The organism is Brachybacterium sp. J144 (assembly GCF_036321705.1).
Lineage (GTDB): Bacteria > Actinomycetota > Actinomycetes > Actinomycetales > Dermabacteraceae > Brachybacterium.
The window spans coordinates 1-21,635 of the sequence record NZ_JAZDCG010000036.1 but is presented as its reverse complement, the minus strand read 5'-3'; the positions used below and the strand labels follow the sequence as shown (position 1 = coordinate 21,635).

General features: G+C 69.0%; 22 protein-coding genes. 12 read left to right on the top strand and 10 right to left on the bottom strand.

Going from position 1 to position 21,635, the window contains the following annotated elements:
* Positions 1–34 precede the first annotated feature (34 nt).
* Complete coding sequence (locus V1260_RS15130) at positions 35–595, top strand: hypothetical protein (protein ID WP_329747648.1); 561 nt, start codon at positions 35–37, stop codon at positions 593–595.
* 320 nt (positions 596–915) lie between these two features.
* On the top strand, positions 916–1,626 hold the full coding sequence (locus V1260_RS15125) for a hypothetical protein (protein ID WP_329747647.1): 711 nt from the start codon (positions 916–918) through the stop codon (positions 1,624–1,626).
* A gap of 95 nt (positions 1,627–1,721) precedes the next feature.
* Here the strand turns inward: V1260_RS15125 and V1260_RS15120 are convergent, their stop codons facing one another.
* From V1260_RS15120 to V1260_RS15110, 3 genes are all read right to left on the bottom strand, one after another.
* Entirely contained in the window at positions 1,722–2,381 is a 660-nt protein-coding gene (locus tag V1260_RS15120) for an RES family NAD+ phosphorylase (RefSeq protein WP_103384548.1), read from the bottom strand.
* Positions 2,378–2,974, bottom strand: coding sequence for a hypothetical protein (locus tag V1260_RS15115; protein ID WP_329747646.1), 597 nt, complete (start codon positions 2,972–2,974; stop codon positions 2,378–2,380). Before V1260_RS15115 ends, V1260_RS15120 begins: the two co-directional genes overlap by 4 nt.
* A 63-nt stretch (positions 2,975–3,037) precedes the next feature.
* Positions 3,038–3,643, bottom strand: coding sequence for a hypothetical protein (locus V1260_RS15110; protein WP_103384550.1), 606 nt, complete (start codon positions 3,641–3,643; stop codon positions 3,038–3,040).
* Positions 3,644–3,790: 147 nt separating this feature from the next.
* Between V1260_RS15110 and V1260_RS15105 the strand changes: the two genes are divergently transcribed.
* On the top strand, positions 3,791–4,117 hold the full coding sequence (locus tag V1260_RS15105) for a histone-like nucleoid-structuring protein Lsr2 (protein ID WP_103384551.1): 327 nt from the start codon (positions 3,791–3,793) through the stop codon (positions 4,115–4,117).
* Between the two features lie 6 nt (positions 4,118–4,123).
* Here the strand turns inward: V1260_RS15105 and V1260_RS15100 are convergent, their stop codons facing one another.
* Both V1260_RS15100 and V1260_RS15095 read right to left on the bottom strand, forming a co-directional pair.
* Positions 4,124–5,071, bottom strand: a complete 948-nt coding sequence (locus V1260_RS15100; RefSeq protein WP_329747645.1) for a nucleotidyl transferase AbiEii/AbiGii toxin family protein — start codon at positions 5,069–5,071, stop codon at positions 4,124–4,126.
* 76 nt (positions 5,072–5,147) lie between these two features.
* Positions 5,148–5,759: a hypothetical protein gene (locus V1260_RS15095; RefSeq protein WP_329747644.1), complete on the bottom strand. Its 612-nt coding sequence runs from the start codon at positions 5,757–5,759 to the stop codon at positions 5,148–5,150.
* A 171-nt stretch (positions 5,760–5,930) separates the two neighbouring features.
* Here V1260_RS15095 and V1260_RS15090 point away from each other — a divergent pair, with 171 nt between their 5' ends.
* Complete coding sequence (locus V1260_RS15090) at positions 5,931–6,074, top strand: hypothetical protein (RefSeq protein WP_329747643.1); 144 nt, start codon at positions 5,931–5,933, stop codon at positions 6,072–6,074.
* A 58-nt stretch (positions 6,075–6,132) separates the two neighbouring features.
* Here V1260_RS15090 and V1260_RS15085 read toward each other — a convergent pair whose 3' ends face one another.
* On the bottom strand, positions 6,133–6,828 hold the full coding sequence (locus V1260_RS15085; RefSeq protein WP_329747642.1) for an SOS response-associated peptidase: 696 nt from the start codon (positions 6,826–6,828) through the stop codon (positions 6,133–6,135).
* Between the two features lie 101 nt (positions 6,829–6,929).
* Between V1260_RS15085 and V1260_RS15080 the strand changes: the two genes are divergently transcribed.
* The 4 genes from V1260_RS15080 to V1260_RS15065 all read left to right on the top strand — a co-directional run bounded on the left by V1260_RS15080 (position 6,930) and on the right by V1260_RS15065 (position 10,354).
* Complete coding sequence (locus V1260_RS15080) at positions 6,930–7,337, top strand: hypothetical protein (RefSeq protein WP_329747641.1); 408 nt, start codon at positions 6,930–6,932, stop codon at positions 7,335–7,337.
* A 108-nt stretch (positions 7,338–7,445) separates the two neighbouring features.
* Entirely contained in the window at positions 7,446–9,260 is a 1,815-nt protein-coding gene (locus V1260_RS15075; protein ID WP_329747640.1) for a hypothetical protein, read from the top strand.
* Between the two features lie 7 nt (positions 9,261–9,267).
* A complete protein-coding gene (locus V1260_RS15070; RefSeq protein ID WP_329747639.1) occupies positions 9,268–9,741 on the top strand; it encodes a prepilin peptidase in 474 nt (157 codons plus the stop codon).
* Positions 9,742–9,895: 154 nt separating this feature from the next.
* Complete coding sequence (locus tag V1260_RS15065; protein WP_103384519.1) at positions 9,896–10,354, top strand: hypothetical protein; 459 nt, start codon at positions 9,896–9,898, stop codon at positions 10,352–10,354.
* Here V1260_RS15065 and V1260_RS15060 read toward each other — a convergent pair.
* A complete protein-coding gene (locus V1260_RS15060; protein ID WP_329747638.1) occupies positions 10,351–11,049 on the bottom strand; it encodes a hypothetical protein in 699 nt (232 codons plus the stop codon). The two genes, V1260_RS15065 and V1260_RS15060, sit on opposite strands and share 4 nt — an antisense overlap.
* Positions 11,050–11,885: 836 nt before the next feature.
* Between V1260_RS15060 and V1260_RS15055 the strand changes: the two genes are divergently transcribed.
* From V1260_RS15055 to V1260_RS15040, 4 genes are all read left to right on the top strand, one after another.
* Positions 11,886–12,095 carry a hypothetical protein gene (locus V1260_RS15055; protein ID WP_103384534.1) on the top strand — a complete coding sequence of 70 codons (210 nt, stop codon included), beginning with the start codon at positions 11,886–11,888 and terminating at the stop codon, positions 12,093–12,095.
* 139 nt (positions 12,096–12,234) lie between these two features.
* The gene (locus V1260_RS15050; RefSeq protein ID WP_329747637.1) at positions 12,235–17,394 is read left to right on the top strand and encodes a hypothetical protein; all 5,160 of its coding nucleotides are present in this window, start codon (positions 12,235–12,237) and stop codon (positions 17,392–17,394) included.
* A gap of 3 nt (positions 17,395–17,397) precedes the next feature.
* On the top strand, positions 17,398–17,946 hold the full coding sequence (locus V1260_RS15045; RefSeq protein ID WP_329747636.1) for an XRE family transcriptional regulator: 549 nt from the start codon (positions 17,398–17,400) through the stop codon (positions 17,944–17,946).
* A 119-nt stretch (positions 17,947–18,065) separates the two neighbouring features.
* Positions 18,066–19,010 carry a hypothetical protein gene (locus V1260_RS15040; RefSeq protein ID WP_329747635.1) on the top strand — a complete coding sequence of 315 codons (945 nt, stop codon included), beginning with the start codon at positions 18,066–18,068 and terminating at the stop codon, positions 19,008–19,010.
* Between the two features lie 43 nt (positions 19,011–19,053).
* Here the strand turns inward: V1260_RS15040 and V1260_RS15035 are convergent, their stop codons facing one another.
* From V1260_RS15035 to V1260_RS15025, 3 genes are read right to left on the bottom strand one after another with little or no spacing between them, the layout of a single operon-like run.
* Positions 19,054–20,421 (bottom strand): J domain-containing protein, encoded by a 1,368-nt coding sequence (locus V1260_RS15035; RefSeq protein ID WP_329747634.1) that lies wholly within the window; start codon positions 20,419–20,421, stop codon positions 19,054–19,056.
* Positions 20,422–20,473: 52 nt separating this feature from the next.
* The gene (locus tag V1260_RS15030) at positions 20,474–21,130 is read right to left on the bottom strand and encodes a hypothetical protein (RefSeq protein ID WP_329747633.1); all 657 of its coding nucleotides are present in this window, start codon (positions 21,128–21,130) and stop codon (positions 20,474–20,476) included.
* A complete protein-coding gene (locus V1260_RS15025; RefSeq protein ID WP_103384529.1) occupies positions 21,127–21,339 on the bottom strand; it encodes a terminase gpP N-terminus-related DNA-binding protein in 213 nt (70 codons plus the stop codon). Before V1260_RS15025 ends, V1260_RS15030 begins: the two co-directional genes overlap by 4 nt.
* Positions 21,340–21,635: the final 296 nt, after the last annotated feature.

Genomic DNA, 21,635 nt, shown 5'->3' with positions numbered 1-21,635 from the left:
CACCCACCATCCCCGACCCCGAGGAGACCGCCCGATGATCCGACAGCGAGCACTCAGCGCGATCGCACTGGCCGCCCTCCTCGCCACTCCCCTGGCCGCCTGCACCAGCAACACCGGCGAGGAGGACCCCACCACCACGACCACCAGCCAAGAGGCCCCGCCCACCGCAGACCCCGCCGACGCCACACCCCAGGAACGCGTCGAGGCCTACCTCGATGCCGCCGACGAGGCAGCTGCCGAAGGCTGGAAGGACACTTCCTACAACGACGAGTACCTCGTCCCGGAACTCGCTGAGAAGTCCAAGGCGGAAGACGAGGAGAACGCAGGCACCGGCGCGATCATCACAGGAGAGCGGGAGCTCTCCGACTGGACCGTCATCGATGAGACCGAGACGACCGCAACGGTTGAGTTCTGCGAGGACGGCTCGAACATGAAGGCCACCAAGGATGGGGAGCCTTACGAAATCAACAACGCGCTCGGGGAGTACGTCGGGCAATACAAGGTCACTCGCGAATCAGGGGATGAGCCGTGGATGATCGAGCAGATCGGGTACTACGAGGAGGGAACGACATGCGCCGATCACTTCGCCGGCTGACAGTCGGCACAGCAGCCGCCACAGCTCTCATGCTCGCCACGGCGCCCGCGTGGGCCGACGGCGGCGTCGACTTCAAAGGTGGCGGCTCCGGGGGGGACGTCGTAGTGACCGCGGAGGACTCCGGCAGTGGGGGCGGCAAGTCCTCCGGAGGTGGCGGTGGGAAGTCCTCCGGGGGCGGGAGCTCCTCGAGCAGCGGGAAGTCGTCGGGCAGCGGGGGCGGTGGGAAGTCCTCCGGGGGCGGTGGAGGAGCCGGGGCCACGTCCGTCAGCAACAGCGGACGGACCAGTGTCGGGAACTACTCGAGCGGGTCACCCTCATCGGTGGCCTCGAACCGACCGGACAACGTCGAGATCCTCGACGACGGCTCACGAGCGACGTACTACCCCGAGGGTGCGTACGTGCAGGGACAGAACGGCGGGGCCACCGCCTTCGTCGACGGGATGACTCAGGGCCAGCCGGATCCTGCGGATCCGGCGCCGGCGGCTGCTGCTCCGGATCCGGCTCCCCAGGGAGGCGGTGAGCCGGCAGCACCTCAGGTGGACCCCGCCGAGCTCGCGCAGACCGCGGTCTCCCAGATGGGCCTAGAGGCGCCGGAGATCTCCTCGACGCCCAACAACCCCGACACGCTCGGCGCCGTCGGGCTGCCTGTCTGGTTCTGGGTGGCCAACCCCGGGGCAACGACTACCGGCCCCAACAGCACCAGCGCGACCGCGGGGGCCGTCACCGTGAACGCGACCGCAACGTTCGAGGGGATGACGATCACCACCGGCGATGGCTCCACCATCGAGTGCGCCGGCCCCGGCACCGAGTACCCGGGCAAGGGCATCTACGAGTCGCCCGACTGCGGCCACGTCTACGAGCAGATGAGCGATGACCAGCCCGACGGCCTCTACACGGCGGAGATCACCGCCCACTGGACCGTCACCTGGGACAGCAACGTCGGCGCCGCGGGTGAGATCCCCGTGGACCTCACCACCAGCAAGCAGCTGCGCATCGGCTCCTACCAGACCGTCGTCACCGGCGTCTCCTGATCGTCCTGGCCCCGCGCGCTTCCCCCTCCCCCTGGCAGCGCGGGGTCAGGACTCGCTGTGTTTCCGCGCCGCGCGAGCAGGGGGCACCTCGCGGTCTACAGGTGCACGGGCCAGCCGAATCGGCGGCCCGCGCGGCGGGCGAGGGTCGCGACGTCGGGGTGATCCAGGCCCCGGGTGAACGCCGGAGCTGCCGGGAAGTGGCGCGCGGCTGCGGGGAACAGGACGATGACAGGGTCTCCGGTCCAGGTGGAACGGGTGAGCAGGCCGCTGATCGATCCGCCGAGCTGCTCCCAGATCGCCCGAGCCCAAGCCCGGCACGTCGAATGCGGTGCCGACAGCAACGCGTCGGTCGCGCCGTTGCGCATCAGGAAGTCGCTGCCCGCGAGATCCAGGAGCTCCAGGGGCCTGCTGGGTTCCCAGGCGGTCAGGGCCCGGTCCGGGGACAGGGTGATGATGCCGTTCTGGGACACCTCGACGAACGCGGTGTCGGGATCCGCCGCCGTGTAGGCGACCGCCGGCGCGAGCCCCCGGAACGGGGACCCGGCCGCGGTGTGTAGCTGGCGCGGCTCCGGGTGGGGATCCCAGCGGCACGTCGAGACCGGTCCGAAAGCACGCAGCTCGTTCCAGGCGGCAGGGTGCGCTCCAGCGACCGCGTGGATCCTCCACAGCGGCGCCGACCAGGTGACGACGTCATGCGGACCGAGCCGCAGCGGGGCCTTCGGGGCACGGGGAGCCTTCGGGAGCGATCGGCTCACACGTACCCCAGATCCTCGACCAGGGTCACGACCGGGTCCACCGGGCCGTCACCAGCCAGCCACTCGACCGGGCTCATGCCATCCAGGTCCTCGTGGGGCCGCGTCATGAACCGGGCGACCGCCAGCGGGTGCGCGTCCCGCGGGAACGCGGGGATGATCCGGCGCAGGCCCGGCACCACACCCCCGGCAGAGGTGAACTGCCAGCGCGGGAACCGCAGCCCGGCCGGATCACCAGGGTTCGGTGCGTAGAGATCGCCGGAGAGGCGGGACCGGCGCACGTTGGCCTCGGCGCGGCCGAGGAGAGCAGCGACCTCGCTCGTCGACAGCGCGCCCTCCAGTGCCGCAGCATCGAGCGCGAACCGGTCGCGGGCGAGCTCCAGACGGGTCGCCGCACGACCCTGCTCGCTGAGATCCTCCTCGCTCATCCCCGCGTGGCTGAGCAGGAACTCCCGCTCCCCCGCCGTGAGGGGCGCCGAGGACCCTCCCGCAGCCTCCTGGAGCACCTCGAGGAACGCGCGGGCGCTCATCGGGTCCCCGCGGCGATGCAGTGCTCGCGAGAGTTCCCCGGCTGGATCCATGATCGCGCTACTCATACACGCAATGATACGCCCTACATGGCTGTATCGCCTAGGGGTGGATGTGCTCCCGCGTACCAATCACACGTCGCCGCTCACCGAGGTCCGGCGCACTGACGGATAGCTGAGCTCGCCCTCGGCGGATCGGTACGCGAGCGGTTCCGCCGCAGCTGGCTCTGCCTCGTCGAGAAGCTCGCGGATCGTCGCCGCGAGGCGCTGTGCTCGGGATGCATCGGCGCCGTACTCCTCTCGGGCGATCTCGAGCTCTCGGGCCAGATGAGCAATCACTTGGCCCTCTGTCGGGTGCTCGTCGTAGTGGCGCTCGATCAGGCGCGCCAGTCGGCGCAGCTCTCCAGCCTTGTCGAGCCGACGCTCATCTCCCTCTGCTTCCCACGACCATGCCTGCTCGGAGTGAGCAGCCTGGAGGATGACGCGACAGACGACGCCCGCATCGGGATAGTCGACGAGGTCATAGATCGCGGCGCCCTCACGGGCCTTCTCCCGGGCGGTCCGGATCGCTCGCGTCGCGCGGTCGCGGTGGAGCGCCGAGGGCTGCCAACGGGGGTCGAACTTGCGGAGGTCCGGGGCGATCAGCTGTGCAGCGCGCAGATCATCATCTGACGGGATTCCTGTGCTGAGCGCCTCGTCCAGCAGGTCGGCGTCTGCCCTGGTGAGTCGGTACGTCATAGCTCCTCCAAGCGGTCGTTGCTCTCGACGCTATCGGGCGGACCGCTGAATCTCCAGCAATCTGTGGATCGACTTTCCGGGGAATGACCAGGGGAAACGTGCTTCGTTCTGTACGCTGAACGCACGATCGCCCCTCAGGAGGAGCACATGGCACGGAGGACCCAGGTCACGCTGATCGACGACGTCGACGGAACGGAAGCCACGACCACGCTCGGCTTCGGTCTCGACGGCGTCACCTACGAGATCGACCTGAACGAGGAGAACGCCACGAAGCTGCGCGAGGACTTCGCGCAGTGGACCGAGCACGGCCGCCGTACCAGTGGTCGCGCTCGTCGGGGCACCGGCGCCGTGCGCAGCTCGGAGACGAAGCGGATCCGGCAGTGGGCACACGAGAACGGTCTCGAGGTCTCCGACCGCGGCCGCATCTCCTCCGAGGTCCGGCAGGCCTACGCCGCCGCGACCGCGAAGAACTGAGGGGGCTCAGTCCGGCTCGGCCGAGCTGTCACCCGGGGCTGCGCGCCAGTGCCCAGGCACCTGGTGACCGCCGCGAGTGTGCGGACGCACGTACACGGCTCCGGGCGCGCCCTCGACGGCGTCCCCCTCACCTGGTCCGGTGGCGGCCTCGCGCGCCGGCTCGGTGGGCTGGTCTGCGCCAGATGAGCTGCGAGGCCCCAGGCCCGCATGACCTTGGAGTGCTGGATCCGTGACCGCGGCGATCTCCTGCATCGACGTCTCCCACGACAGGCCGTGGGCATCGCGCTCGAAGGCTGGCCGGAACCGGTCCGGGACGACGAACCGCGGCGGGAGCTCGACGGTGACCGAGGGCACCGTCGGCCGGGACAGCGCCCGGTCAAGCGCCGGTTCAAGAGCACCGGGCGCGGGCGGCGCGTAGCGGGCCAGGAGCGCGAGGTCGACGACGTCGCGCTCCCGGCTCGAGGGACGCCCGTTGTGGACGCTGTAGAGGGCGACGAGCTTCTCCGCCATGTGATCGGCCACCGGGATCACACGGACCCGCTCCGGCCACCCTCCCTGTTTCGGGGGGTCCACTCGGCGGCCCAGCGGCACCAGCTCTCCGAGCTCCTGGCGGTCGCGGACGACCTGCACGTCCAGCTTCACGTTCCCATGCACTTTGCCGCCGAACCGAGCCTGGAAGGAGAGGGAGGCGAGGTCCTCGACGTGGCCCGGTCTGGACTTCACCAGCTCGAACTCGAGGAAGTCCGGATCCTCCGGTGCGGTCTTCGCCGCCTGCTCGAGCTCCGCGATCGCGGTGTCCCGCGAGGTGGCGGCGAGGGCCCCGTCGATGTCCCGGGTCGTGCGTGCGACGTCCGGGAGGCGGGCGAGCATCGCGTGGCCGCCCTTGAGGACCCACTGGTCGGGGAAGGCGGTCGCGAGCCGGGCGATGAGGCGCTGGGCGAAGAACTCGGTCATCGCGCTCTGCCCGCCGCCTCCCCGGGCACTCTCCTGGATGGCGCTGGCCAGGCCACGCGAGGTCGAGTAGGCCACCTCAGGCTGCCCCGGGAAGGTACATCAGGGTGTCCTCGGCCGAGGGTCCCAGCAGCTCGCGCGCTGTGCTGGGCGTCAGCAGCCCCTCGTCGAGGGCGTACTCGACCCACCGCGATCGATGCTCACCGTCCATCGGCCAGCGCCCCAGGTCGTAGGTGGTGCGCTCCACCGACGTCACGGGCATGCCCTCGATGATGACGACGTCCTCGGGGGCGAGCTGCGCCGTGTGGGCGATGAGCCGCGAGAGGCGCCGGCGGCGCGGGACCGTCACGTGGATCTCCTCGGGGAGATCCGGAGCACCGTGCAGCTCGGCAGCGGCGTGATGGCTCAGCACCCCCGAGTCCGCGCCGAGAGGATCGGCCACGATCTGCTCGAGCCACCGCTCCGGATCTGTGCGTTGCAGCGCCGCCCGCATGTGGCCGAACCGCAGATCCTCCAGGGCGGGGATGACGTACAGCCCGCCCCCGAGCGGAACAAGAGCACGCCGCGTGTCGGCCAGGCGTGCGATCGAGTTCGACGAGAGCCCCTCGGCCACGAGCTGTGGGCGCGTCACCAGCCCATGGTTGCCTGCGGCGAGGTCGAGGGCCGCGACGAAGTCATCCAGGAGTGCCATCCCTCCATGGTGCCCCTGTGTTCGCACATGTGCAATAGATGCGCCAGCTAGCCGGTGCGGGTTTCGTTGGCGCTGCCATCGTGTCCGCCACGCCCGGGGCGCGCGCGGTGACCCGGGATTCTGGTGGGTCGTCGGTGCCGCTTCGTAGGCTGGTCCGCCCTACGGGAGGAGGTGAGTGGTCAGATCGGAGAGGTCCTGGTCCTGGTGGTGGCACTGGTGACGGCGCTGCTGAACCTGGCGGCAGGGGTGCTGCGGGTGCGGGAGACGCTGGGTGCGCGTGATCGTCGGGTCGTCGGCGGGCGGCACCGACGTTGAGCCGGCGGGAGGGGTCGATCGTGAAGATCGACCCCTCCGTGTGCGAGAGCGACCAGGATCAGGCGGGTTCGGTGAGTTCCGGTCCGTCACCGCGCAGCGGTCGCACGGGGTGGAAGGCGAGCTGCTCGGTGAGCGAGGTCGAAGCGGCGACCATTGCGTCGACGAGGGTCTGGGTGCCCTCGACACCCGGGTCGATCCAGTCGGCTTGCGCCTGGTCGGGAAGGATCAGCGGAGCTCGATCATGGAGCTCGGCGACGGGCCCGGTGGAGGGCCGCGTGAGGATGGTCGCGGTGAGGAGCCAGTCGGCGGTCTCGTCCCCCTTGGGCTTCCACCAGGAGTACAGGCCGGCGAAGTTGAGCGGCTGGTCGAGGTGGATCCAGTGCGGGGTCTTCGTGCCGTCCTCGGCGGTGTGCCACTCGTAGTAGCCGGCGGCCGGGATCAACGCCCGCGAGCTCTTGAGGGGCGCGCGCCAGGTGCGCTTCTCGGCGAGGCCCTCGGAGCGGGCGTTGAAGGTGGGGAAGCGCTGCTTGACGTCGGGTGCCCAGGGCGGGACGAGGGACCATCGGGCTGCCGCGGAGCGGCGCTGCACCTCTCCGTCCTCGGAGAGCGTCTCGAGCAAGACCGGGATCTGCTGGGTGGGCTTCACGTTCCAGCTGGTGAAGGGGTCCCACTCACGGAAGTCGCGGCCGGTGTCCCGGACGAACTCGCTGATGCGGTCGTTGACCCGGTCGTCGATCGCGAAGCGTCCGCACATGTGTTCCTCCTCGAGAGGTGCTGCCGCGATCGTACTCGTCGGCCCCTTCCTGCACCCCGGGCGCCCGGGCGCTTGTCCGGCCCGGAGCGCACACTGAGGCGATGAGCGCGCATCACACGCCCTACCCCGCTACGACCGCTGGGCAGTCGAGAGCAGAGCTGCGCCCAAAGCACCCCCGGTACTTCGCACACGAGGATCTGCTCGCCGCAGCCGAGTCCGTCGTTGCCGGCTACAACCGCTCCGTCACCGGCGGGACCCCGGTGTCCCTGACCCACAGCTGGCGTGACCCCGACCTCCCCGACGAGTCCGTCCAGATCACCGTCGGCGATGAACATCTGCTCCTCACCGTCGACGAGTGGCTGAACCGCACCGAGCTCGCCGAGCCCTACGTGATGGCCTGGGTCTCTTCCCGGGTCCGCCTCGAGGGCGCCCAGGCCGTCAGAGGTCGCGGCCGCGCAGAGCCAACCTGGCACGACGCGATCCGTCGCGCGAACCCGGGCCGTCGCTGAGCGCAGTGGCGCGCCGCGCTGCTTGCTCATGACCAGCGAAACTATAGCTAGCTCAAATCATTAGTGCTAGGGTCCTCGTATCGTCAGCATCGAGTGTGAGGACACCCCATGAGTAACCCGTTCGACCCGTTCGTCGACGCGATCCGCCGCGTCTTCCCAGAACCCCCGCTGACCTCAGCTGCTGCCGCCCATGAGCTCGGTGTGAAGCCCGCACGGGTGCACCAGCTCGTCGAGTCGGGCGAGCTCCAGCGCGCCAACGTCGGCGGCCGCGACCTCTTCGTGACTGCGGCCAGCGTCCGGCGCCGGAAGAAGCGCTCCGCGCAGCGCGGCGGCGAGGGCATCACCACGCTGCCGCTCAAGGAGATCCCCGTGGTCGACGAGCCTCGCCCGCTGATCTACGACCGCCTCGCCGAAGGGTTCAGGTATCCCTCCGGCACGCCCCGGAGGCACCGCGTGCACCTGCGAGCATGGGGCGGGGACGACGGATACGCCGTCGTCCTGGTTGCCGGGACCTCAGACCATGACATCGCCCTGCTGAACGGGCCGGCGGAGGAGACCGCCGGCGGTGCCAGCGCCCTGCTCCCCCAGCTGGATCTGTCCAAGACCGCCTTCGTCGCACTCGACCGGAACGTGTTCCGCGGCGATGACGCCTACGCGCTCATGGACGCGACCTTCACCGTGCGCGAGGTCGTCGATCGCTACGACCGGGTCTTCGCAGGTCGCGTCTTCACAGAGCCCGTGTGGTCGCACTACGACGACGTCGCCGAGATCGTCCCTCACCTCGGGCAGCGGCCCGTGATCTTCCACCGGTCCGCCTACACCGAGGCGACGGTCGAGCAGTACCAGCGCACCGGACGCCCGGTCACCGTGCCGTGGGATCCGGATGGGTACCTGCGACGCGAGAAGCAGCTGCGCCTGATCGAGGGCCGCGAGGGGCCGGTGTTCGATCTTCTGCGCGACCTCCTGCTCGATGAGAGCCGCCTCTTCATGAACCACCCGATCAGCTCGAGCTACCCCGCATCGGAGCAGCGGGAGATCGACGACCTCACGTACCCGTGGACGCCGCAGGGCAGCATCCTGCGTCGCACCCACGCGTCCCCGGCCCTCGCAGAGGCCGTGGACAAGCGGTTCGCCGACTCCCCAGAGGGACTGCGATTCACCCCCCAGGAGACCGAGGACGCCTGGGCGCTGCTCACGGACCTCGCTGTGGAGAGCAGCGAGCATCGAAGCGCGCCCGATCCCGACCTCGAGGCCCTCGCCTCCGGGAGCCGGCAAGGACTCCTCCCTCGCACCGACTTCGAGACCGACTCCGTCCAGGAGTGGAGCCGACTCTCCGACCACCTGGAGGAGAAGTACCCGCTGCACCCCTTCGCGGAGCGCTACTTCCATATCAACCCGCGGGACGAGGTCATGACCACCTACCTCGAAGGATTCACCCGCCACGACCAGACCACCGACCTGGCACCCCACGAGCGCACGCGCCTCGAGCACCTGGGCCGCCATTCGGTCATCGAGGCCATCGGCCGAGACATGTTCGGGCGCCCCGCCCTCCTGAGCAGGCCTCGCGACCTCCCGGAGCTGACGGTCATCGAGGACCTCCGGGAGATCCCGCAGCTGCGCGAGGACGACGAGATCATCGGCGGCATCGACAACGAAGGCACCACCGCTCTGCTCGTCCGCCGTGACGGGCAGCTGATCGGCATGATCCCGCTGCACAGCCACCTCTCGGGCGGCCACACCTTCGGGTACGGGGGCACCGGGCCTGGAGATGCGGCGACATCCATCGCGCGGGCCCTGCGCGCCTCGGGCTTCGAGGAGTCGCGATTCCACCAGACCATGATCAACCGCCGCACCTCCGATGAGTCCCTGCGCAAGGGCGCCCGGTTCCACGTCGTCGTCCGCGACCTCCTCGACAGGGCGTGAGGGTGCCATGTACACGATCACGCCGGCGCTCTGGCCGGCGCTCGTCGCGTTCCTCGCTCTCGCGGGACCGATGCTCGTCACCGATGCGCGCAGCTTCCGGCTGCCGCTCCCCCTGAACCTGGGGCTGCTCGCCTCCGCGGTCGTGCTCCTGCCCATCGCCTCGATCTGGCTCGGCGTGAGCCACCTCGTGACCGCGGCGATCACCGCCGCGGTCCTCACGCTGCTGCTGCTCGTGGTGTTCGCGATCGCGAAGGGCGGGCTCGGCTTCGGTGACGTCATCCTCATCGCCGGGCTCGGACTGTACGGGGGGTACGTCTCCCCCGCCCTGCTGCTGGTCGGCCTGTGGCTCGGGACGCTCGGCACGCTCATCTGGGCCGTGGCCCGGCGCCGGCGTGGGATCCCGGGCCAGACACCCTTCGGGCCCGGGCTGATCCTCGGGACCGCAGCCGTCATGCTCATCCCGATCCCGATGTCGGCGTGAGGTGCGAGGATCCGACCACCGCTGGCAACGGCGCGTCAGTCGTCCTCTCGGGTTTTCGGTTCTCCGTGTTCTCGTGTTCTCGTGTTTTCGTATTTTCGGTGTTTCGGGATCTGCGAATCCTTCCGTTTCTAGCTTCTGACCAGGAGAGACGCCCATGTCGATGAGCCACACGCAGTACGCCCGGTCCTTGGGGATCGCCCCCTCGGTGATCGTCGAGCTCATCGAGGACGACTCCCTGGACCTGTTCACGGTCGAGCGCAAGCACGCCGCGACCTACCACCTCGAGCACCCCCTCCCCGCAGAGACCGAGGTGATCGCTGCCGCCCGGGCGCTCTACGAGCGACGCCTCCGTTCGGCACTTGCCGCGACGAAACGCCTCGAGACCGAGGTCGAGGCCGTCCGCAACGATCTGCTCGAAGCGCTCGAGCATGGACTCGACCCCGTGCTCCCCCTCGGGAACGACGCCCTGTCCACGGGCGGACCGGCCAACCCCCGCTCGCCGATCGACTCCGCGCGCTCGGATCTCTCCTACGCGCTGATGCTCGTCGCCGTCGCGCACGACGGGCTGCACGACTACGACCGCTCGAAGCGGCTCGCCGTCGACGACGCCTAGGCCCGCCCCGTCCGAGTAGCGCGGTGCGCTTCGAGGCCGATCACCCCTGGGATCTCTCCGACCGCAGCGCGACGGTTCAGCTCCGCTCGATCGTCCTCGAGGCGAGCCAGGTGGCGGCGGAACCTCTCATAGGACCAACCCAGCGCCCTGGCCACGTGCGTGCGCGCCCTGCCGGCGTCCACGAGCTCGAGAATCAGCTCGTCACGTACGCGGTTGCAGATCTGTCGAGCTCCCACGACCGAGAGCCACAGGCCCCAGATCTCCTCGGCGCGGATCAGAGGGTTCGGAGGACAGGTCCCGAGCACGCCGCTCACCCAGCGAGCTGCATCGCTGCTGACATCGACAGGCTGCCCCTCTCGGTGCAGCCGACGGATCCAGTGCTCATCCTCCCGCAGCGCCTCTGCCGTCGCCTCCAGGCCCCCTTCGGACGCAGCGGCCATGACCTCAGCCGCGTGCGCGTCCCACACGACACGCTGTGATCTCGCGATGCGCTCCTCCACCTCGGCGAGGTACCCCAGGTCATCGAGCGTCGTCACCTCCGACGTGCCCCCATGGGTGCCGTAGAGCTGGAAGGAGTAGTCGCTGGTCACACGGAAGTGACGCCCCGTCGGCGCGTGGTGCTCGCGGTGCAGCACGAACTCTTCACGCCAGCGCTCGAAGCGCGGGGTCGGTGTCCGGGGCCAGGGCCTAGCCATCCCTCCATGATCGCGGACCACACCTGAGGGCCGAGCACCGAAACACCGAGAGCCCGGAACTACGAAGAACCGGGAGTACGAGAACACGGGATCCCGAGAGAACGGTTCTACGAAAGCACGAGAGTACGAAAATACGAAAACACGAGCATCAGGGTCTCGGCAAGACCGGCGCTCGTAGATTCGTACTTTCGTGTTCCCGCACTCCCGACCATCCAGGCCCAAACTCCTGTGCCACCTCGACGGCCTCCTGCACAGCCCGCCGGAGGAGCAGGCCTTGGGCGCCGGGGCGCGACACGCCGACGGAGAGACTTCCGGACGAAATCTTCGAACCGCTCCGACGCCCGGCTCACAGATCCCACCGTCGCCGCGGGCCCCCGGAGAGTCCGGGCCCTGACCTCTCGCGAGCCCGCCATCAACCCCTCGGATCGTCGATGCGACTCCTCCGATCACCCTCGAAGAAGTCGGGGGAGAGGCGTGTCTTTTGCGGTGCTCGCACCCCGCTCGCACCCCCGCTCGCACCCCGCTCGCACCACCAAGTGCGAGCACATTTCGGGCCGTGACCTGCGGGTCCCGGTCTGCTCGCACCGCTCGCACCATTTCGGCCGGGATAGGGGTCGGGTGTGTGTGCGTACGCGCGGGCGCGCGCGAGCAGAGGAAGAAACCGAAAATACGAATACCTGCGTCGATGTCACAACAGGGGGGTCCGCGCACCGATAGAGGGACATGAAGGATCTCCGCGCCTCCCAGCCATGGACCGACACGCCGCAGCAGCATCTGTGCCAGAATCCGAATCACATCCGTGTAGTTTTGGCACAGATCGCCCTGGAGGAGGAGTCATGGCCCATCCCGCTGTCGAGCGCGAGCGCCTCGTCACACGGCCCCCACGCGCCCTCGCCCGCATCGTCGCAGAGCGAGCCGCCGATGAGGGCGTCTCTGTCTCGACCTACCTCACGGAGCAGCTGGCCCGCCTCCACGACTTCGAGCTCCCCGAGTACCGCACGCACCGTCCCTCCCGGCGCGACGAGGGGGAACGAATGTCTGCCTGACATGCAGGAAGCCCCTCACCTGGCAGTGAGGGGCTTCCGGAGCCTGAGTCCTCCGACGCTTGCCGGCTGCAAGAGGACCGTTGACCTACAAGATCAAGCCGAATCTGATTCCGCTTGAGGATCACTCTGAGGATACTCCATGACCCTCTCCCTGCAAGGACCCACGGGCGGTGACACGCCGCAGCCGCAGGCGTCACTGCACCGTGTGCGCGATGCTCTCGCGCAGCGTGGCGACCCGATGAAGGGTTCCCACGCGGACTTCAAGGCGCTGTGCCCGATCCACGACGACAACGAGGCATCGCTGCACGTCAGCTACACCCCGGGCGATGACGGCCGGGTCCTGCTGACCTGCTTCGGATGCCACGGGGACGTCCGGGACATCGCCGCGGCTCTCGGCCTGTCGATGGCTGACCTCTTCGACCGCCCCCTGCCCCCTCGGGAGCAGCGTGTCGGGCGCTCCGTGAGCCGTCGCACCACCGGCCGCCGGTGGGGTCGGATCGGGCCGCTGCCCACGCCGATCGCGGCCCCGGAGCGCGAGCCCGAGGAGGAGCTCGACTGGAAGACCGTCGTCACCTACGACTACGCCAAGCCCGACGGGGAGATCGTCCAGCAGGTCATCCGCAAAGAGGCCACCACCAGCGCCGGGAAGCGCAAGAAGACGTTCACCCAGGCCTACTTCGGACCCGAGGGGAAGGTCTCCAAGAAGCCCGCCGGGTTCGAACCGACGTGGTACCGGGCGCCGGAGCTCGTCGACGCGCTGGCCGATGACGAGCCGGTGTGGATCGTCGAGGGGGAGAAGGACGTCCACACTGCCGAGTCGCTCGACGCCGTCGCCGCGACCAACGCCGGCGGCGCCGGATCGCTCACGGACTCGATGCTGGACCTCCTCGAAGGCGGAACCGTCCGCATCGTCCTGGACCGTGATGGCGCCGGCTACCAGCGCGGCGTGCAGCTGCTCGAGGCGCTCGAGGGGCGCGCCGAGGTCCAGGCGTTCCTGCCGCAGACCACCGAGGACCACAGCGATCTGACCGATCATGTCGAGGCCGGGGGAGGACTGGAGGACCTGATCCCCGTGACGCTCGCGGAGCTGCACGCCTGGGCCGCGGCCTCCAAGCTCGACAGCCAGCTCAAGCGAGTCGCGGAGACCGACAGGGAGGTCCGCGCGCACCTCGAGCAGGCCGAGCACCGCCAGGAGAACGCTCCGAAGGCCGCGGAGACCCACCGCAAGCGCGCGACCCGGTGGACGATCGAGTCCGAGGTCCGCGTCGATGCGCTCCTGGAGACCAGCACCACGGTCCAGCGGGCCGCAGCGGTGGCCGGCACGCCCTGGGCGGCAGAGGCTGCGCGCCACGCCGATCGGGTCGTTCACGAGGCCGTGCAGATTGCGCGGGAGCTGCACGAGCTCACCGGTCGCGACATCCCCCCGATCCTCCAGGTCGGCGCCGAGAAGGTTCCGCCGCCGGCCGCGACAGCGCCGTCGGCGCCGCAGGTGCCCGATCTGGAGCCGGCCCCTGAGGTGCCGGCCACGACGTCGGCGTCGCGGCTGCGCGCGATCGGCGGAGACCACCCGGCCGACATCAACGCCCCCCGCTACGTGCTCGAGTACGGGCACATCTGCAAGGAGGAGTGGAAGCCGGCGAAGGGATCCGAGGACGGCCACACCCGGCACCTCAAGTCGATCCTCAGCCTCGACGCTCGGATCATCTCCCGCGACTCCAACGAGCTGCTCGGCGAGGACGACTACGTCGACGAGCCGCCGCTGGTCGAGCAGACCGACACGACCCCCGACTCGGTGCAGGCCAAGGCCACGAAGCTCGGCGGAGTCCGCCGCTTCACGATCGCCTACACCCACCCCCGCTCCCGCGAGCAGATGATCATCACCGTCTCCGCGGACGATGCCGTCTCCAGCAAGTGGCTCGAACAGCTCGACTTCCCCGTCGACTACCTCTCCACGACCAACGGGCGCGCCGAGGTGTGGCGCGCCATCAACCAGGTCTCGGCCACCCAGGAGAACCGCACCGTCTACCAGTCCACCGGCTGGCGGAAGACCCCCCAGGGATGGCTCTACGTCCACGCCGGCGGGGTGATCACCAAGGACGGCCACCAGCCCGCTCCCGTGGACCTCTCCGGGCCGCTGACCCGCATCAACCTCCCGGCCCCCAGCACCGACGTCGACGAGCTCCGCGAGGCGTTCGCGAACATCGAGCAGATGCTCGACCAGATCCCGCAGCGCGTGATGCTCCCGCTGCTCGGCCACATGATGCGCGCCGTGATCGGCCACAACCCGATGGTGCCGATCATCGTCGGTGTCCCCGGCACCCTCAAGAGCTCGATCGCCTCGTGGTTCATGGGCCTGTACGGCCCGAAATGGAAGCGGAACCGGCCGGGCATGTCCCTGGCCGGCACCGGCGCGACCCTCAACGCCGCCCGCATCCTCATGGCCCACTGCAAGGACGCCGTCTTCTGGCTGGACGACGCCGCCCCCGACGCCGGCGTCTCCAACGCTCAGCGGATCATCAAGCAGGTCACCCGCATGATCGCCGAGCGGATCGGCCGCGATCGCGCCGAGCGCGACGGTATCGGCACCGTCGCCGGCCCCCAGCCGATCGCGTCCGGCCTGATCACCTCCGAGCTCGCCCCCGAGGCAGGGTCCGGGCAGCAGCGCACCTTCCCGATCCCGCTGCGCAAGGGCGAGATCCCCGTGGACCTCATGCGCGAGCAGTCCCGGCCCCGACAGCGGATGCAGCGCAGCCTGCTCATGGCGAGCTTCGTCCGCTGGGTCGCCGAGAACGACCCCGCCGAGCTGCGCCAGCAGGCCGACGAGGACGCCGACGTCTACCTCCACAAGCTCTTCGACTCCTACCTCGACGCGCGCCTGGACGAGCGACCCGGAGCAGCGCTGTCCCACATGTGGGTCGGCGCCAAGCTGTTCTTCGAGTTCCTCCTCGACGTCGGCGTGCTCGACCAGCAGGGCGCGGACGCGTGGATGAAGACCCTCGACGGCGCCCTGTTCGAGGCGTGGCAGGCCACCGTCGACCCCGACATCCCCACCTCCACCGGTGGCCGTGTCCGCGAGCTGCTCCAGTACGCGCTGCACGACGGTCTCGGCTACATCTCCGACGTCCAGGACGGCGGCGCCCCTGACGGGCCACTCGCCACCCGTCTGGGCTGGAAGCGACTGCCCGGCGCCGGCCGGGACGGCGTGGACCGTCTCGAGGCACGCGGCAGCCACCTGGGATGGATCAACATCGACGCCGTCGGAGAGCCCGAGGTGTACCTCGACCGCAACGCCCTCACCGGGGTGCTGCGCCAGGCCAAGTCCGCCCTCGACAGCTCGATCGAGCTCGACACCGCCACCGCCACCCGGGCGCTCTACGACGAGGGGATCCTCAGCTGCGACGAGCCCGCCCCCGGCAAGGCCCCGAAGATGACCAAGACGCGGCGTCTGCCCTGCAACAACGTGAGCAAGCGCGTCCTCGTGATCCCCTTCTCGAAGCTGTTCCCCGATGAGGGCGACGACGGCGACTCCCGCCTGCTGGGCAAGTCCGCCCCCCAGGGACCGACCCCGCTCACCCGCCGCTCCGGATCGCCCGTCTCGCCCTCCACTCCCGCGCCGGCCCCCCAGCCGGCCGCGGCACCGGCCGCCGCGGTCGTGCAGGCCCCACAGCCCGTCACGATCACCTCTCAGCCGGCCCCGATCGCCCCGCAGCCCGTGACGGCTCCCGCAGTGCAGGCGCCCACGCCTGCACCCGCGCCGCAGCCGCAGCGCACCGTGCAGGCCGCCCCCGCGACGGAGCTGATCGGTCCCGCCGCGGTCCTCGACGTCGACGCGATCTACACCCCCGACGAGAAGCGGCACGCCCTGCCGGATATCGAGCACCTGGGCCAGATCGCCGAGCTCGCCCCCACCCTCGGCATCGGGTACCTCAACGGACGCAAGGCCGAGCCCGGCCACCTGTGGCTCACCCACGCCTTCGCCCTCAAGATCGGCCTCCCCGTAGACCAGCTCGGCGACAACCCCTCCAAGGCTCGCGACCAGCTCGTCAAGGCCACCACCGACCACGAGCTGATCACCCGCGCCGAGGCCGCCGGGTACCGGGTCGGCGGCACCAAGGGCCGGGCCATGAACGCCTGGACCCGACTGTTCCGCGGCGAGGACCGCGAGCCCATCGCTCTGCTGGGCCTGATGTCCGCGCAGGCCGAGGGCTACCCGCTGATCAGCGATGACCCCACGCCCCCTGAGCTGCTCGACCGCGTCTCCCTGATGACCAAGGTGCTCGGCCGCCCGCTGAGCTTCCACCCCGGCCAGTACGGCATCGACCTCATGGTCAGCCTCCGGGTCCAGCAGAAGGGGAAGGCAGCCCTCGAGGAGTTCCAGCCCATCGACATGGTCGAGCCCGCCCGCAACCGCTTCACCGAGATCGACATGAACTGGTCGAGGAAGCCGAGCGCGGACGAGCGCAAGCTCAAGTACATCCACGCCTACGACCGCGGCGGCAGCTACCTCGCCGGCGTCGGCTCCCTCGAGGTCGGCATCGGCCGGCCCCTGCACCGCACCAGCAACCTCACGTTCGACCCCAAGGCCTACGGCTACTGGAAGATCGTCGTCCCCCCCAGCGACAACCTCCTCATGCCCAACCCGTTCGTCCCCGACGGGCAGAAGCAGCCCGAGGATCCGATCTGGGTCACCACCCAGCGTCTCGCCCTGGCCTACGAGCTCGGCGGGGAGTGCGAGATCCTCGAGGCCTACCTCTGGCCCGCCTCCCGCCGCGGCGTGATGCAGAAGTGGTACGAGCGGATGCGTGACGCCCTGGCCACCCTGCGCGCGATGGAGAACGAGGACCGGCTCCAGCACCCGAGGGACGAGGCCGACATCATCGACCTCACCAACGTCCAGGCCGTCCTCGCCGCGGTCAAGGCGGTCTACACGCAGTCCATCGGCATGATGGGCTCCGACCTGCACATGGAGGGGCGCCAGGGCTTCGCCCCCGATCGCCGGCACCACATCATGGCGCGGGCCAACGCGAACATCGCCCGGAAGATCGCGAAGATCGCCGAGGCCACCGGCCGCTACCCCGTCGCGGTCAACGCCGACACGATCTGCTACCTCTCCGACGACCCGGACCCGGTCAGCGCCTGGCCCGGAGCGCCCGAGGATCTCGGTCGCGCGGTCAGCAAGCTCCGCCCCGAGGGCTCTGCCCCCCTGAGCGAGCACCTCGAGCACCTCGAGGGTCGCGGCTGGCTCGGCAAGACCAAGCTGATCGACCCCATCGACTGGAATCCCACGAAGGAGCGATGACCCATGGCCAACTTCAGCCTGTTCCAGGGACTCACCGGCCGCCAGGGCACCCCCGCCGGCGGTAGCGTCCGCGACATGATCGTCGCGGCCTTCGGCACCACCAAGCGCGGAGGCCCGAACACGCGTGCCGCTGCCGAGCAGCTCGGCGTCTCCCAGCGCAGCGTCCAGCGATGGCTCGCGGGAGAGAACCGGCAGCAGCGCAACAAGCCACGCGCCGACCACCTCTCCACCCTGCGCACGAAAGCCCGCCAGTCGGCCACGACGAAGAAGGGCCGCAAGGCAGCCCTCGACTCCTCTCGTTCGCGGTTCTCCAACCGGAAGAGCGCCCGACTGACCACCCACGGGATGCAGGGCCCCGAGGGCGGCGGGAAGGGCTACGCCCGCCAGCGCGCCGTCACCATCGAGCTAGGCGCCGATGACATCGACGCGATGTTCGACGCCTACGAGCAGCGAGGTGACGCCGGCGTCACCGAGTGGCTCGAACGCCACCACTCCGACCACTACGTCCCCGGCTGGACCTTCGAGAACATCGACCGAATCGGTCTCGAATGATGACCACTAGCGACCAGAGCGACACTTCCCCTCGTCCATTCTCAGATCTGTGGCAACCTCGTCGCCCCCAGGCTGAGGCACCCGCACCCCGACGGAAGAGGCCGAAGCTGTCCTTGGAGATGCGTCTGCTCTCCTCGCTAGGAACTTCCTCGAGATGGCACTCCCGTGAGGCAATCCGGTACTTCACCTCGGACGACGATAACGAACTGCTCCACGCCGCAACCTCCACGGGGATGGCTTCTGAGCTCCTTCTCAAGTTGTTCATCGGCAGAACTTCCGTGGCGCTACTAGCGGACAAGGGTCACGCAGACTCTCTGCTACTGCTGGCAAACCATCCAGCCACATCAGACATGCCCCTGAGCGCTTTCCGCTCCATCGCGGCCGGACAGGCCCTCACGCTTGCGAAGAAGATGGGGCTATCAATCCCTGGACCTTCCGGCGACTTCGCCCCGTTCGTTGTCCGGAACTCCGCAGCTCACCTCGCGACCGTCGACACCGACGAGCTCACGAAGGCTGTTGAGCTCCACTCGACCCTCACCAAAGAGCTCTTCGACCACCTGAGCATCGACCCAAAGTCGTTCTGGGGAGACGAGAACTGGGGAGCTGTCGAGCAGCTCATCGAGGATAAGCACAACAAGGATAAGGCCCGTTACACAGCAAAGCTGTCTGCCGCAAAGCAGAGATTCGAAGAGCTATCTCAGACTCTCGGACCGTCCGTTCTCGAGGCCTTCCGCGCCACTAGGAAACCCCGTGTGTCGATCGGATTCTCTATCGGCACTGATGAGTCGGTAGCGTTCGACTGCCCCGCATGCGGATCAGTTGGGCAGCTCATCTACCACGTTCAAGACGAAGGGTCGATTCACTATGAACCAGGCGGCGGAGCCTGGATGGACCAATGGGCAGATCCAGCATTCTTCGAATGTCCGATCTGCGAGCTTGAGCTAGAGCAGGATGAGGTATACAGACTCCCTGGCGCGGAGGATTACATTCCGGATGGTCGTGAGGTCGAGGAAGACGAGCTCCATCAAATGGACTACGACGAGGACATGTGGCGTGACAGATAGGGCATGAGGCGCCCTTCGGTGGCTTCTGTAACCATCCGCCGACCTATCGTCCGCTGCGCAGTAGGAACGACAGCAGCCGGCGGTTGACGCTACGGGCGTGTTCCTCGTCCTCGGTGAACCAGGCCCCCAGCTCGGTGACAAGCTCCCGAGCCGTGACGAGTCGGACGGGGCCGTCACTGCTGTCATTGGACAGCCTCAGCGGCTCCGCCTGGGACTTGGGGTGCACCACGATGTAGCCGCGCACGGCAACGCTGCGCAGCCGATGCTTGGCCAGGAGCGCCTGGTAGAGGCGGACCGCGGTAGGCATGTGCGCCGGGCGGTAGTCCCAGGCGCCGGAAGTGCCGACCCGGATAGCGTCCTGACCGCCGACCAAGGCGTACTGGCCTGGCTTCCAGGCCTTCGAGTCGATGAACGCGACCTTGTCGCCGCACGCCACCGCATGGTCGACGTCGGCTCCGCTGCTGGTCCCCGGGAACTCGATGCTGTTGACGAGGCGAACTCCAGGGATCGCCCCGAGGAACCATGCGAGCTCCGCCGCAGTGAGCCGTTCCCCTTCGATCCCATCGAGGGTGGCATCCAGGCTGAACCGACCTTGACCATCGGCGAGGTTCTGGCCCGGCTCGCCCCACGAGAAGCCCTGCGGAATGTCCCGCCGGCGCGCACGGAGAGGCTCGCGCACCGCGAGGTCGTAGACCGCCCACAGGGTCGCGAAGATCCCCAGCAGAGACCCGATGGTGCCCAGGACGGGCCACTGCCACACCTGACCCTGTACAACGGCCACGAGGGTGGCCATGGCCCCGCTCAGCAGCGCGAAGGCCAGCAGCAGCACGGAGGTGACCTCTGGAACTCGGCGGATCCACCAGATCCGCAGGCCGGCCCAGAGAAGACCCGGAAGGAGCAGCACGACCAGCGGGGACAGCAGGTAGGACGCCACCACGAGGACCAGTCCGCCGGCGCCGATCAGGGCCGTCTGCCACCAGCGCAGTCCGCCGTGCGTGATCACCGCCGAGGACCTCTCGACACCTTCGAAGCTGCGCAGCCAGGGCATGCGGCTGATGTCGTGGCCCTCCCGGGGGAGGGGCCCACCGTAGACATCGTCCGGAACCCGCTCGCCCCAGACCGTCGGCGGCTCTTCGCTGGCCGCACCTGCTCTCGTCTCCGGCTCCGGCGGAGGAGGTGAGCTCGACGGTGCCCCACCGCGAAGAGACCGGTCGTACTCCGCACGCCGACCGGGCTCGGAGAGCACCTCGTGGGCATGCTGGAGCAGGAGGTAGAACGAGCGCATCTCATCCCCGGCTACGTCCGGGTGCATCTTCCGTGCCCGCTTCCGGAAGGCTGCCTTGATCTCCGCCGGATCGGCGTCCGGCGCCACGCCGAGGACCTCGTACAGGGTCGGCTCCGATGTCGGCATGGTCAGACTCCTCCTCGGCCGGATCTTTTGGCAGGCACCTCAGGGGGCGGCTTCATCGTTCCTCACCCCGCCCCGGATCACGCAGGGAAGGTCGGAGCTCGTCATAGAGCACCTCGAGCGGCCGCAGCCGCGCCCCGGTGATCCACCGCTCCGACCCTCCCGATGTACCTGCGATCCTCACCCGCCAGGGGGAGATCTCCCGCAGCACAGCGATCTTCACCAGCTGCGCCTCGAAGCGGTTCGCGGTGACCAGGGAGCGCACGTTCTGCGCCCCCGGCTCCGGATGATCACGCCGCGTCCCCACCCGCGTGAAGCGGACCAGGGAGAGCCCCCTGATGCTCTCCTCGACCCAGACCCGGTGCGGTGAGAGCCAGTCCTGCTCCCTCCAGGCGTCGAAGGGGACCCTTCGGGCCTTCAACCGCGCCAGTGCCGCAAGCGCGTTAGCGCCCTGGAGCTCCTCCCGCTCTACGTCCTGAGCGGTCGGGGCTAGCTCCCGCAGCAGAGCCTCGAGGCGTGCCGGAGGGATCGCTGCTGGGGCTCCTCGCCAGCTTCCCTTGCGGTGCAGCCACCGGCGGAGCGTCGAGGGGTGCACCCCGAGTCCTTCCGCGAGGGCCTTCCTGGTGCGGGGCAGCCCTCCGCGGTGCATGCACACGGCCTTGAGGAGGACCTCGAGACGCTCCGGGGTCCAGACCTGCCTGTGGGTGTTCATTCGGCCCCCCGCCGGAAGGTGCCGGCCGCGGCTCCGGTGTCCGACTCCTTGACCGCGATCCAGGCATCCAGACGGTCCTGGGTCAGACCCCAGCTGCGCCCCACGCGCACCACTGGAGGGAAGGCGGGATCCCGGTACTTCCACCATCGAACGGTCTCGGGCTTGACCCCGAAGATCTCGGCGATCTCCGCCACAGGGTACACCTTCACAGCTCACCTTCCTTCTAACGGTTACGAACAGAGTACGCGAGCAAACCCGGCTGAACCAGACTCATAACACGGGAGTACGAAAATACGAATACCCGAAAGAGCGAGAAGCCGAAAGAGCGAACACCGCCAGGCGAGGGGCACGCAGCGCCAGCAGTCAGCGCTGGTCAGCGCCTAATCCGGGCCAATGCGGGACAGGGTCACCTAGCGGCCCTCACGAGCGGCGAAGCCGCTCGCCGACCGCGATGAGGCGGGGCCTTGGCCCCGCCTGGGTGCCGGTGATGGCGCAGCCAGAGCCA

Excerpts from the sequence above, each read along its gene's own strand:
- V1260_RS15080 (WP_329747641.1), top strand. The coding sequence starts at position 6,930 with ATGAGCGCGCATCACACGCCCTACCCCGCTACGACCGCTGGGCAGTCG.
- V1260_RS15110 (WP_103384550.1), bottom strand. The coding sequence starts at position 3,643 with ATGACGTACCGACTCACCAGGGCAGACGCCGACCTGCTGGACGAGGCG.
- V1260_RS15085 (WP_329747642.1), bottom strand. The coding sequence starts at position 6,828 with ATGTGCGGACGCTTCGCGATCGACGACCGGGTCAACGACCGCATCAGC.
- V1260_RS15095 (WP_329747644.1), bottom strand. The coding sequence starts at position 5,759 with ATGGCACTCCTGGATGACTTCGTCGCGGCCCTCGACCTCGCCGCAGGC.
- V1260_RS15130 (WP_329747648.1), top strand. The coding sequence starts at position 35 with ATGATCCGACAGCGAGCACTCAGCGCGATCGCACTGGCCGCCCTCCTC.
- V1260_RS15105 (WP_103384551.1), top strand. The coding sequence starts at position 3,791 with ATGGCACGGAGGACCCAGGTCACGCTGATCGACGACGTCGACGGAACG.
- V1260_RS15065 (WP_103384519.1), top strand. The coding sequence starts at position 9,896 with ATGTCGATGAGCCACACGCAGTACGCCCGGTCCTTGGGGATCGCCCCC.
- V1260_RS15075 (WP_329747640.1), top strand. The coding sequence starts at position 7,446 with ATGAGTAACCCGTTCGACCCGTTCGTCGACGCGATCCGCCGCGTCTTC.
- V1260_RS15035 (WP_329747634.1), bottom strand. The coding sequence starts at position 20,421 with ATGCCGACATCGGAGCCGACCCTGTACGAGGTCCTCGGCGTGGCGCCG.
- V1260_RS15050 (WP_329747637.1), top strand. The coding sequence starts at position 12,235 with ATGACCCTCTCCCTGCAAGGACCCACGGGCGGTGACACGCCGCAGCCG.
- V1260_RS15100 (WP_329747645.1), bottom strand. The coding sequence starts at position 5,071 with ATGACCGAGTTCTTCGCCCAGCGCCTCATCGCCCGGCTCGCGACCGCC.
- V1260_RS15045 (WP_329747636.1), top strand. The coding sequence starts at position 17,398 with ATGGCCAACTTCAGCCTGTTCCAGGGACTCACCGGCCGCCAGGGCACC.
- V1260_RS15115 (WP_329747646.1), bottom strand. The coding sequence starts at position 2,974 with ATGAGTAGCGCGATCATGGATCCAGCCGGGGAACTCTCGCGAGCACTG.
- V1260_RS15030 (WP_329747633.1), bottom strand. The coding sequence starts at position 21,130 with ATGAACACCCACAGGCAGGTCTGGACCCCGGAGCGTCTCGAGGTCCTC.
- V1260_RS15070 (WP_329747639.1), top strand. The coding sequence starts at position 9,268 with ATGTACACGATCACGCCGGCGCTCTGGCCGGCGCTCGTCGCGTTCCTC.
- V1260_RS15055 (WP_103384534.1), top strand. The coding sequence starts at position 11,886 with ATGGCCCATCCCGCTGTCGAGCGCGAGCGCCTCGTCACACGGCCCCCA.
- V1260_RS15040 (WP_329747635.1), top strand. The coding sequence starts at position 18,066 with ATGCGTCTGCTCTCCTCGCTAGGAACTTCCTCGAGATGGCACTCCCGT.
- V1260_RS15060 (WP_329747638.1), bottom strand. The coding sequence starts at position 11,049 with ATGGCTAGGCCCTGGCCCCGGACACCGACCCCGCGCTTCGAGCGCTGG.